Below are 11,006 nucleotides of genomic sequence, written 5' to 3'. Positions count from 1 at the left end.
CCATGGCACGCAGCAGGCTCACGCCCGAGCGCGAGGCCGAGCTGTACGGGGCCGTGCTCGACCTGCTCCGCGAGGTCGGCTACGACGCCGTGACCATGGACGCCATCGCCGCCCGCACCCGCTCGAGCAAGGCCACCCTCTACCGCCAGTGGGGGGGCAAGCCGGAGCTGGTCGCGAGGGCGCTGCGGCACGACAAGCCGGTGATGCTCGGTGAGATCGACACCGGCTCGCTGCGCGGTGACTTCCACGCGATGGTCGACGCGGCCGACGACTGCCGGATGGACCGGGACTCCGCGCTGATGCGGGGTCTGGCCCACGCCGTCCACAACAATCCCGAACTCCACGCCGCTCTACGGGAGTTGCTGATCGAGCCCGAGGTCATCGGACTCGACAGGCTGCTCCAGCGGGCCGTGGAGCGGGGCGAGGTCAGCGCTGACCGCCCCGCCCTCAAGTACGTCTCGCACATGCTGGTCGGCGCCTTCGTCGCCCGGCAGCTCATCGAGGACAAGAACGCCGACCGGGAGTTCCTGTCCGACTACCTGGATGCCGTGGTGCTCCCCGCCCTCGGCGTCTGACGTTCCCAGGGTGGGACCACCTCGCCGGTGGTCCCACCGCCCGCCCGGGTCCAGGGCCGCCGCGCGGCGGCCCCGGACCCGGGGGGTCCGGGGGCTTCGCCCCCCGGAGAACCGACGCGTACCGCTCACGCCGTCGGGCCGGCTCCCCATGCCCTTGTCCCACTCACTTCCGGGAGTACGCCCCCGTGGCCACGTTCCTCTACAAGCTCGGCAGATCCGCCTTCCGGCGGCGACGCCTCGTAGCCCTGATCTGGGTCGCCCTGCTGGCGCTCGCCGGCGTCGGCGCGGCCACCGCGTCCACCGCAGCGTCCAGCTCCTTCTCCATACCCGGCACGGAGGCCCAGAAGGCCTTCGACCTCCTCGAAGAGCGTTTCCCGGGCGCGAGCGCCGACGGCGCTACCGCGCGGGTCGTCTTCAAGGCGCCCGACGGGCAGAAGATGACCGACCCGGCCCACAAGGCCGAGGTCGTCAAGGTCGTCGGCGAGCTGAAGTCCGGCTCCGACCAGATCGCCTCCGTCGCCGACCCGTACCTCGTCAAGGCCGTGTCGCGGGACGCCACGACCGTGTACGTCTCGGTGTCGTACAAGGTCAGCGGTATGGAGCTGACCGACGCCACGCGCGAGGCGCTGACGGAGACCGGTGAGAAGGCCCGGGAGAGCGGGCTGACCGTGGAGATCGGCGGTGACGCGCTCCAGGCCGTGCCGGAGACCGGGACCGGCGAGATCATCGGTGTCGCCGTCGCGGCGGTCGTGCTGGTCATCACCTTCGGGTCGCTGGTCGCCGCCGGGCTGCCGCTGCTCACCGCGATCATCGGCGTCGGCATCGGGGTCTCGTCGATCACCGCGCTCGCGTCCGTCCTCGACCTCGGGTCGACCACGGCCACCCTCGCCACGATGATCGGCCTCGCGGTCGGCATCGACTACGCGCTCTTCATCGTCTCCCGCTACCGCGCCGAACTGGCCGAGGGCCGGGAGCGCGAGGAGGCGGCGGGCCGGGCGGTCGGCACGGCGGGCTCCGCGGTCGTCTTCGCCGGTCTGACCGTCGTCATCGCGCTGGTCGGCCTCGCCGTCGTCAACATCCCGATGCTCAGCAAGATGGGCTTCGCGGCGGCCGGTACGGTCGCGATCGCCGTCCTCATCGCGCTCACCCTCATCCCGGCGCTGCTGGGCTTCGCGGGCGACAAGGTGCTCGGCCGCAAGGCCCGTAAGAACGCCGTCGCGGCCAAGGACGACGTGGCCGAGGCCAAGCCGAACATGGGCACCCGCTGGGCCCGATTCGTGCTGCGCCGCCCGGTCACCGTGCTGCTCGCGGGCGTCGTGGGCCTCGGCGCGATCGCCGTACCGGCGGCCTCGCTGGAGATGGGCCTGCCCGACGACGGCGCGCAGCCGGTCAGCACCACCCAGCGCAAGGCGTACGACCTGCTGTCCGACGGCTTCGGGCCGGGCTTCAACGGCCCGCTGCTCGTGGTGGTCGACGGCGGCAAGGCCGCGGCGGACAGCACCGCGAAGGAGATCGGCGGCCTGGACGGGGTCGTGTTCGTCACCCCGGCCACGTACAACAAGGCCGGCGACACGGCGATGATCACCGTCATCCCGAAGGACCGTCCCAGCTCCACCGAGACCGAGGACCTCGTCCACTCGATCCGCGACACGAGCGGCGACAACGTCTACGTCACCGGCGCCACCGCGATGAACATCGACTTCTCGCAGAAGATGAACGACGCGCTGCTGCCCTACCTGGCCCTCGTCGTCGGCCTCGCGTTCCTGCTCCTGATGGTCGTCTTCCGCTCCGTCCTGGTCCCGCTCAAGGCGGCCCTCGGCTTCCTGCTCTCGGTGGTCGCCGCCCTGGGCGCGGTCGTCGCGGTCTTCCAGTGGGGCTGGCTCGGTTCGGTGTTCGGGGTCGAGCAGACCGGCCCGATCATGTCGATGATGCCGATCTTCATGGTGGGTGTCGTCTTCGGTCTCGCGATGGACTACGAGGTCTTCCTCGTCACGCGCATGCGCGAGGCCTACGTCCACGGAGAGCGGCCCGGCCAGGCGATCGTCACCGGATTCCAGCACGGGGCGCGGGTGGTCACCGCCGCCGCGGTGATCATGATCGCGGTCTTCGCGGGCTTCATCGGGTCGAGCGAGCAGATGGTGAAGATGATCGGCTTCGGTCTGGCCATCGCCGTCTTCTTCGACGCGTTCGTGGTCCGTATGGCGATCGTCCCGGCGGTCCTGGCGCTGCTGGGGCGGCGGGCCTGGTGGCTGCCGGGCTGGCTGGATCGGGTGCTGCCGAGCGTGGACGTGGAGGGCGAGCAGCTGCGGACCGAGGTGTCGGCCTCGGACGAGGAGCGCGAGCTCGTACGCGTCTGACGACGTACACGTCCGGCCGCGCCCGTCACCTCGCGGTGGCGGGCGCTGCCGCGTCTCGCCTCCTTGAGGCAGCCATGGAACTCGGCCAGGAACGCCGCGGTCGTGCCTCCGCCCGGGAGCGCGAGGCGCCGGTGGACAAGCCCGTCGCGCCGCCGCCCCCGGCCGAGCACGAACCCGTCGCGCCGCCGCCCCTGCGGATCCGGTCAAGCCCGCGGGGCCCGTTGCACCCGTTGGACCGGGCGCGCCCGGTTCAACCGGACGCGCCCGCAGAGCCGGACAATCCCGGGGAACCCGCACCCGGGTAGGCGGTCACCTCTCGGTGGCGGGTCCCGCCGTCTCCCTTTCCGCCGTCTCGTGCGTACGGCGCAGGAAGCGGACCAGGACGCGGGAGTCGAACTGGACCACCGCGACCCCCTCCGGCGAGTGGAGCTCGACCACCACCTGGGCGCGGCCGCACGGCCAGACGGTCACATCGCCGCGGCGGGCGGGGGCGCGCAGGCCGGTCTCCAGCAGTTCGCGGGAGATGGTCCACTCGATACCGGTGGGGAAGGCGAAGCGGACGGTGTCCGGGTCGTCCCCCGCCTCGTAGCGGAGGGCTACCGGAACCGACCGGTACTGAGGGGCGTCGTTGACGATCCGGGCTTTCGCGTGGTCTTCGACAGAGAGGCTCTCGACAGCAGGGGACATCAGTCGGCTCCTCACCTTTGCGCAGCTTGCCCTCTAATGTCGCATATTTTCCGGTGAAACCCCAGGCGTGTCGCTTGCTTTTGATGGTGAGACGCTCTTGCGAGCACTTCGCAACAGGGGGCATCATCGGACGGTTCGCCACCCCTGCCTGCCCGAAAGCGGAGTCCCGCCGATGCATGTCCCCGACGGATTCATCAACCTGCCCGTGTCCGCCACGGCCGGGGTCGTCGCCGCCGGTGCCGTCGCGGTCGGCCTGCGTGGCGCCCGACGAGAACTGAACGACCGGACGGCCCCGCTCGCGGGTCTCGTCGCCGCGTTCGTCTTCGCCGTGCAGATGCTGAACTTCCCCGTCGCCGCCGGTACCAGCGGCCACCTCCTCGGCGGCGCGCTGGCGGCGATCCTCGTGGGGCCGTACACAGGAGTGCTCTGCATCTCCGTCGTCCTGCTGCTCCAGGGCATCCTCTTCGCGGACGGCGGCCTCACCGCGCTCGGTGTGAACATCACCGTCATGGGCGTCGTCACGGTCGTCGTCGCGTACGCCCTCTTCCGCGGCCTGGTGAAGGTCCTGCCGAAGAAGCGCCGCTCGGTGACCGTCGCCTCCTTCGTCGCGGCCCTCGTCTCCGTACCGGCCTCGGCCGCCGCCTTCACGCTGCTCTACGCCATCGGCGGCACGACCGACGTCCCGATCGGCACCGTGCTGACCGCCATGGTCGGCGTGCACGTCCTCATCGGCCTCGGCGAGGCCGCGATCACCGCCGCGACGGTCGGCGCCGTCATCGCCGTACGCCCGGACCTCGTGTACGGCGCGCGCGGACTGTCCGCGCCGCTCAAGCTGCGCGTCGGCGGCGAGCTGGTGGACGCCGAGCCCGCCCCGGCCCCGGAGCCCACCAACTCCCCCCGCCCCGTCTGGATCGCGGGCCTCGTCACCTCCCTCGTGCTGGCCGGATTCGTCTCCTTCTACGCCTCCGCCAGCCCCGACGGCCTGGAGAAGGTCGCCGCCGACAAGGGCATCGACAAGAAGGTCGAGGACCACGCGGCCGCGAACTCCCCGCTCGCCGACTACGGCGTCAAGGACGTCGAGAACGCCCGGATCTCGGGCGGGCTCGCCGGCGTGATCGGCGTCGGCGCGACGGTCGTGGTCGGCACCGGCGTGTTCTGGGCGGTGCGCCGCCGGCGTACGGCCGATTCCGGCACGGCCGCCTGACATGGGTGCCGGCCACGCCCACAAGCTGTACCGGCAGGGACACTCACCGGTCCACGCCCTGCCCCCGCACTGCAAGATCGCGGCGGCGCTCGGCTTCGTGGTCGTGGTCGTCTCCACCCCGCGCGAGGCGGTCTGGGCCTTCGGCGTGTACGCCGTGCTGCTGGGAGTGGTCGCCGCCGCGGCCCGTATCCCGGCCGGCTTCGTGCTGCGCCGGCTGCTGATCGAGATCCCGTTCGTCGCGTTCGCGCTGCTCATGCCCTTCGTGGTGCCGGGCGAGCGGACCGAGCTGCTCGGGGTCTCGCTCTCCGTGCCCGGACTGTGGGGCGCCTGGAACATCCTCGCCAAGGGGACGCTGGGCGTCGCCACGTCCGTCCTGCTCGCCTCGACGACCGAACTGCGCGCCCTGCTGCTCGGACTGCAGCGCCTCAAGCTCCCGCCGCTGATGGTGCAGATCGCCTCGTTCATGATCCGCTACGGCGATGTGATCACCGACGAGATGCGGCGCATGTCCGTCGCCCGCCGCTCGCGCGGCTTCGATGCGCGCGGAGTGCGCCACTGGGGCGTGCTCGCCAAGTCCGCCGGCGCGCTCTTCATCCGCTCGTACGAGCGCGGTGAGCGGGTGCATCTGGCCATGATCAGCCGTGGTTACGCGGGCACGATGCCCGTGATCGACGAAGTGACCGCGCACCGCGCCGACTGGGCGCGGGCCGCCGCCCTCCCGCTCGCCGCTCTCGCGGTCTGTCTGCTTGGCTGGACGCTATGACGACGCCGACCATGTCCCTCGAAGTGCGCGGGCTCGCGTACGCCTACCCCGACGGCCACCAGGCCCTCTTCGGCGTCGACCTGAGCGTCGCGCGCGGCGAGCGCGTCGCGCTGCTCGGCCCCAACGGCGCCGGCAAGACGACCCTCGTGCTCCACCTGAACGGCATCCTCACCGGCGGCGCCGGCACGGTCGCCGTCGCCGGACTGCCCGTCGGCAAGCAGCACATGGCCGAGATCCGGCGCAAGGTCGGCATCGTCTTCCAGGACCCCGACGACCAGCTCTTCATGCCGACCGTCCGTGAGGACGTCGCCTTCGGTCCGGCGGCGGCCGGGATGCGCGGCGCCGAGCTGGAGGAGCGCGTCCACCGGGCGCTCGCCCGGGTCGGCATGGCGGAGTACGCGGACCGGCCGCCGCACCACCTCTCCTTCGGCCAGCGCCGCCGGGTCGCGGTCGCGACCGTCCTCGCGATGGAGCCGGAGATCCTGGTCCTCGACGAGCCCTCGTCCAACCTCGACCCGGCCTCGCGCCGCGAGCTGGCCGACATCCTGCGGTCGCTCGACGTGACCGTCCTGATGGTCACGCACGACCTGCCGTACGCGCTGGAGCTGTGCCCCCGTTCGGTGATCCTCAGCGAGGGCGTGATCGCGGCCGACGGCCGCACCCAGGAGCTCCTCGGCGACGGGGAACTGATGGCCGCGCACCGGCTGGAGCTGCCGTTCGGCTTCGATCCGCGAGCTGTGACAATGGGCGCGTGACGGAGGAACCCGGGGCGTCGCTGCTGCTGGACGACCAGCTGTGCTTCGCGCTGTACGCGGCCCAGCGGGCGGTGACGGCGGCGTACCGTCCGCTGCTGGACGAACTCGGCCTCACCTACCCGCAGTACCTCGCGATGCTGGTGCTCTGGGAGCGCGGCGAGGTCCCGGTGAAGGAGCTCGCCACGGCGCTCCGCCTCGACTACGGCACGGTCTCGCCGCTGCTGAAGCGGCTGGAGGCGGCGGGGCTGGTGCGCCGGGAGCGCTCGGCGGCCGACGAGCGCTCCGTGCGCGTCGTCCTGACCGACGAGGGCGCCGCACTGCGCGCGCACGCCGAGCGGGTGCCCGCCTCGCTGCTGCACAGCACCGGCATGGGCGCGGACGAGATCGCCCGGCTGCGGGCCGAGCTGCACGACCTGGCGGCACGGGCGTCGGCCCGGGGCTGACCTCGGGGCCGACTTCGACCGGGCTCGTGCTCGGCCGACCCGGAATCGGAGCCCCTGGGGCCACGTTGCACCATGGTGGGGCCGATGTCGGTCAGCAGAGCGAGGAGCGTGGGGCGTGGACGTCCAGGGCACGGTGGCGGAGGGCTTCGAGCCGGTCCGGGACGCGTTCGTACGGAACTTCGAGCAGCGCGGGGAGCGCGGCGCGGCCGTCGCCGTCTACCGGCACGGACGGAAGGTCGTCGACCTGTGGGCGGGGACCCGGAACGTCGACGGCAAGGAGCCCTGGGCCGTGGACACCGCGCAGGTCGTCCGCTCGGCGACGAAGGGCGTCGCCGCCGCCGTACCGCTGCTGCTGCACCAGCGCGGGCAGCTCGATCTCGACGCGCCCGTCGGCACGTACTGGCCCGAGTTCAAGGCGGCGGGCAAGGAGCGCGTGCTCGTACGGCACCTGCTGGCGCACCGCGCCGGGGTGCCCGTGCTCGACCGGCCGCTGACCCTCGAAGAGGCCGCCGACGGCTCCTCGGGTGAACGGGCCGTGGCCGAGCAGGCCCCCGCCTGGGAGCCCGGCACCGAGCACGGCTACCACGCGCAGACCTACAGCTGGCTGCTCGCCGGGCTCGTCCGGCGGGTCACCGGCCGCGGCATCGGACGCTGGATCGCCGAGGAGATCGCCCGCCCGCTCGGCCTGGACTTCTGGCTCGGCCTGCCGCCCGAGGAGGCGCACCGGGTGGGCCGCATCGGCGAGGCCCCGGAGCCCCCGGCGGCCGACGGCGGCGGTCTGAAGCTGCGACCCAAGCGTTCCGTCGCCGAGGCCTACAGCGACCCGCGGTCCCTGACCCGCCGGGCCTTCGGCGCGATAGAACCGGCCGCCGACGAGAACGATCCCCTCTTCCGCGCCGCCGAACTGCCCGGCTCGGGCGGGATATCCACGGCCCGCGCCCTGGCCCGTTTCTACGCGGCCACCATCGGCGAGGTCGACGGCCACCGCCTCTTCGCCCCCGCCACGCTCACCCTCGCCCGCACCGAGGAGTCGGCGGGCCCGGACCGTGTCCTCGTCGTCGGCACCCGCTTCGGCCTCGGCTTCATGCTGCACGGCCCCGCCTCCCCGCTGCTCGGCCCCGGCTCCTTCGGCCACCCGGGCCGCGGCGGCTCGCTGGGCTTCGCCGACCCCGAGTCGGGCATCGCGCTCGGGTACGTCACGAACGGCATGCGCAAGGGGGTCACGGCGGACCCGCGCGCCCAGGCTCTGGTGCGGGCGGTGCGTTCGGCGACATGATCCCGGGCATGATCCCGGAATGCAGCGTTTCGAGGGTTATGCCGTACTGATCACCGGAGCGGGCCAGGGCATCGGCGAGGCCACCGCCCGCAGACTCGCCTCCGAGGGCGCCCGCGTCCTGGTCACCGACCTCGACGGCGAGCGCGCGGCGCGGACCTCCGCCACCATCCCGCACTCCGCTCCCTTCGCCTGCGACGTGGCCGACCGGGCGGCGGTCGAAGCGACGGTGGCGTACGCCGTCGAACACTTCGGCGCCCTCGACGTCCTCGTCAACAACGCCTGCGCCTGCACCGCCGACACCCCGCTCTTCGAGGACCAGCCCGACGACACCTGGCAGCGCGACCTCGACATCACCCTCACCGGAGCCTTCCGGTGCGCCCGCGCCGCCCTCCCGCACCTCGCGAAGGCAGGCGGGCGCGGCGCCATCGTCAACATCGGCTCCATCAACGCCGAGGCGGACTTCGGCAACCACGCCTACAGCGCCGCCAAAGCGGGCCTCGCGTCCCTCACCCGCACCCTCGCCGCGGACGCGGCCCCGCGCGGCGTCCGCGTCAACCAGATCAATCCGGGCACGATCCGGACGCCCGCCTGGTCCGGACGGGCACGCCAACTCGACGCCCTCGCCGGCCTCTACCCGATGGGCCGGGTCGGGACCCCGGAGGACGTCGCGGCGGCGGTCGCCTTCCTGGCCTCGGCAGACGCGGCCTGGGTCACGGGCACGACCCTGCGGGTGGACGGCGGGCTGATGGCCGTGAACACGGGCTTCGCCCGAACCCGTTCGTTCAACGATGCGTAATCCATACGTTACAGACGGCCATTGACACTCTCCGTATTCGATAGCTAACTTTGCGGCGTTGTCGCCACACCAGGAGCACGAGGCTCCATCGGGACTAGCGACGTGAAGGACGCCATCCAGTTGACAACTGCGACCGTCTTCCGTGTTCCGCCGTTGACTCCGCCCGAGACCGAGGCGGATATCTTCAAAGTCCAGCCCTACACCGAGCATTGCCAAGTGATATGCGCCGCGGGCGACCATGCCGTGATCGGGGTTTCGCCGGGCAACAGTTATTTCTCGGCCCAACGCGTCACCGATCTGGCCCGCTGGGGCCTCGCGCACTTCGAGCAAGTCGATTTCGTCTATACCGACCTCCATGTTGCCGAGATGTACGCGGCCTCGGGTTACGACCCCGATGACGCCCGGCGCAAGGCCGTCAAGAACATCCGCGGCGTACGGGCCAAGGTGACCAACGCTGTTGAGGCCGTCGATCCCGGGGGCACGAGGCTCCGCGCCCACGCCATGTCGGATTTCACGGGCAATCCGGCCTACCGGGAGATCCACGCGCATCTCCAGGAACTCCTGGAGACCGACGAGGAATTCCGCGCGACCTGCGACAAACTCGTGGACGCCTTCCTTTCGTCCAAGGTCCTGGACGGGAAGCCCGCCACCGCGCTGCAGCGCGAGGTGTGCACGAAATACGTATGCGCGGAAGCCCCGTTGTTCCTGGACACCCCCGCGATCCTGGAGGTGCCGTCCTCCCTCAACTGCTACCACCAGCTCCTGCCGATGGCGGAACTGCTCTACTCACGCGGCGCCGGACTGCGCGCCTCCCGCAATCAGGGCCACGCCATCGTCACGCCCGCCGAAGGAGACTCCGATGACCGTTGAGACGCTGCTGGACAAGCCGGCCGAGAAGCCCGGCGAGAGGCCCGGCGAGAAGCTGCTCGACTTTCCGTTCTCCTGGCGTGGTGACCAGCTCCCGGACGAGATCGAGGTCCTGCGTGCCGAGCCGGTCAAGCGGGTGCGGACCATCGCCGGCGACGAGGCCTGGCTGGTCTCCTCGCACGCGCTGTGCCGACAGGTCCTGGAGGACCGGCGGTTCAGCCTGAAGGACACCTCGGCGCCGGGTGTGCCACGGCAGTACGCGCTGACGATCCCGCCGGAGGTCGTCAACAACATGGGCAACATCACGGGCGCCGGTCTGCGCAAGGCGGTGCTCAAGGCGCTGAACCCGAAGAGCGACGGCCTGGTCGATTGGATGCGCTCGTACGCGGCCGAGCTGGTCGACGGTTTCATGGCCGAGGGGGCACCGGCGGATCTGCGCGGGCAGTTCGCCGACCCGTACTCGTCGGGCATGCACTGCCAGATCCTCGGCATCCCGAAGGAGGACGCGCCCCGGCTGATGCGGAGCCTGGACATCGCGTTCATGAACTCGGCCTGCCCGATCAGCGGGGCGAAGCTGAACTGGGACCGCGACATCGCGTACATGACCGAGCGCCTCGACGACCCGCTGACCACCGGGCTGATGGCGGAGCTCTCGGACCTGCGCAAGGACCCGGACTACGACCATCTCACCGACGAGATGCTCGCCACCGTCGGGGTGACGATGTTCGGCGCGGGAGTGATCTCGACCTCGGGATTCCTGACGATGGCCATCGTCTCCCTGCTCCAGCACCCGGAGCTGAAGGCCGAACTCCTCGCCGACCGGACGAAGATCCCCGCGGCGGTCGACGAGCTGCTGCGCATCAACCTGTCGATCGGTGACGGCCTGCCGCGCCTCGCCCTCGAAGACGTCCGCCTCGGCGACGTGGACGTCAAGAAGGGCGAACTGCTCCTGGTCCTCGTCGAGGGCGCCAACTTCGACCCCGAGGTGTTCGCCGACCCGCACCGGGTGGACCTCGACCGCGAGAACAACACCGCGCACCTGTCCTTCGGCGGCGGCCAGCACTACTGCCCCGCCACCGCACTGGGCAAGAAGCACGCGGAGATCGCCCTGGAGACCCTGCTCGACCGGATGCCGGACCTCCAGCTCGCCGTCCCGGTGGAACAGCTCGTGTGGCGTACGGGCTTCATGAAGCGGATCCCCGAGCGGCTGCCCGTCATGTGGTAGCACCCCCCTGAACCCCGGGTGAGGCGCCCGTCCGCGCCCCGCCTGGTCATCGTGGTGA

Annotated in this window: 11 protein-coding genes; 10 read left to right on the top strand and 1 reads right to left on the bottom strand. The window is 71.5% G+C overall.

Annotation, left to right across the window (positions count from 1 at the left end; genetic code table 11):
• Nucleotides 1-2: 2 nt before the first annotated feature.
• Nucleotides 3-575, top strand: a complete 573-nt coding sequence (locus tag ABT342_RS14320) for a TetR/AcrR family transcriptional regulator (RefSeq protein ID WP_351572144.1) — start codon at nt 3-5, stop codon at nt 573-575.
• A 185-nt stretch (nt 576-760) separates the two neighbouring features.
• Nucleotides 761-2,932, top strand: coding sequence for an MMPL family transporter (locus ABT342_RS14315; protein ID WP_351572141.1), 2,172 nt, complete (start codon nt 761-763; stop codon nt 2,930-2,932).
• A gap of 309 nt (nt 2,933-3,241) precedes the next feature.
• On the opposite strand, the gene ABT342_RS14310 is transcribed toward ABT342_RS14315, so the two are convergent.
• The gene (locus ABT342_RS14310) at nt 3,242-3,619 is read right to left on the bottom strand and encodes an SsgA family sporulation/cell division regulator (RefSeq protein WP_351572138.1); all 378 of its coding nucleotides are present in this window, start codon (nt 3,617-3,619) and stop codon (nt 3,242-3,244) included.
• A 172-nt stretch (nt 3,620-3,791) separates the two neighbouring features.
• On the opposite strand from ABT342_RS14310, the gene ABT342_RS14305 reads away from it, so the two are divergent.
• From ABT342_RS14305 to ABT342_RS14270, 8 genes are all read left to right on the top strand, one after another.
• Nucleotides 3,792-4,823 (top strand): energy-coupling factor ABC transporter permease, encoded by a 1,032-nt coding sequence (locus ABT342_RS14305; protein ID WP_351572136.1) that lies wholly within the window; start codon nt 3,792-3,794, stop codon nt 4,821-4,823.
• 1 nt (nt 4,824) lies between these two features.
• Entirely contained in the window at nt 4,825-5,586 is a 762-nt protein-coding gene (gene cbiQ / locus ABT342_RS14300) for a cobalt ECF transporter T component CbiQ (protein WP_351572134.1), read from the top strand.
• Complete coding sequence (locus ABT342_RS14295; protein ID WP_351572131.1) at nt 5,583-6,341, top strand: energy-coupling factor ABC transporter ATP-binding protein; 759 nt, start codon at nt 5,583-5,585, stop codon at nt 6,339-6,341. Before cbiQ ends, ABT342_RS14295 begins: the two co-directional genes overlap by 4 nt.
• Nucleotides 6,338-6,784: a MarR family winged helix-turn-helix transcriptional regulator gene (locus tag ABT342_RS14290; protein ID WP_351572128.1), complete on the top strand. Its 447-nt coding sequence runs from the start codon at nt 6,338-6,340 to the stop codon at nt 6,782-6,784. Before ABT342_RS14295 ends, ABT342_RS14290 begins: the two co-directional genes overlap by 4 nt.
• A 115-nt stretch (nt 6,785-6,899) precedes the next feature.
• A complete protein-coding gene (locus ABT342_RS14285; RefSeq protein ID WP_351572125.1) occupies nt 6,900-8,060 on the top strand; it encodes a serine hydrolase domain-containing protein in 1,161 nt (386 codons plus the stop codon).
• Nucleotides 8,061-8,079: 19 nt separating this feature from the next.
• Nucleotides 8,080-8,856, top strand: a complete 777-nt coding sequence (locus ABT342_RS14280; protein ID WP_351572122.1) for an SDR family NAD(P)-dependent oxidoreductase — start codon at nt 8,080-8,082, stop codon at nt 8,854-8,856.
• Between the two features lie 102 nt (nt 8,857-8,958).
• A complete protein-coding gene (locus tag ABT342_RS14275) occupies nt 8,959-9,726 on the top strand; it encodes a cyclodityrosine synthase (RefSeq protein WP_351572119.1) in 768 nt (255 codons plus the stop codon).
• Nucleotides 9,716-10,948 carry a cytochrome P450 gene (locus ABT342_RS14270; protein WP_351572117.1) on the top strand — a complete coding sequence of 411 codons (1,233 nt, stop codon included), beginning with the start codon at nt 9,716-9,718 and terminating at the stop codon, nt 10,946-10,948. Before ABT342_RS14275 ends, ABT342_RS14270 begins: the two co-directional genes overlap by 11 nt.
• Nucleotides 10,949-11,006: the final 58 nt, after the last annotated feature.

The organism is Streptomyces sp. NPDC000410 (assembly GCF_040300305.1).
Taxonomy (GTDB): domain Bacteria; phylum Actinomycetota; class Actinomycetes; order Streptomycetales; family Streptomycetaceae; genus Streptomyces.
Note: the sequence above shows the minus strand (reverse complement) of the source record. Positions and strands in the feature narration are given on the sequence as shown.

Coding starts and splice junctions, on each gene's coding strand:
- ABT342_RS14280 (WP_351572122.1), top strand. CDS start 8,080: ATGCAGCGTTTCGAGGGTTATGCCGTACTGATCACCGGAGCGGGCCAG.
- ABT342_RS14320 (WP_351572144.1), top strand. CDS start 3: ATGGCACGCAGCAGGCTCACGCCCGAGCGCGAGGCCGAGCTGTACGGG.
- ABT342_RS14295 (WP_351572131.1), top strand. CDS start 5,583: ATGACGACGCCGACCATGTCCCTCGAAGTGCGCGGGCTCGCGTACGCC.
- ABT342_RS14270 (WP_351572117.1), top strand. CDS start 9,716: ATGACCGTTGAGACGCTGCTGGACAAGCCGGCCGAGAAGCCCGGCGAG.
- cbiQ (WP_351572134.1), top strand. CDS start 4,825: ATGGGTGCCGGCCACGCCCACAAGCTGTACCGGCAGGGACACTCACCG.
- ABT342_RS14310 (WP_351572138.1), bottom strand. CDS start 3,619: ATGTCCCCTGCTGTCGAGAGCCTCTCTGTCGAAGACCACGCGAAAGCC.
- ABT342_RS14305 (WP_351572136.1), top strand. CDS start 3,792: ATGCATGTCCCCGACGGATTCATCAACCTGCCCGTGTCCGCCACGGCC.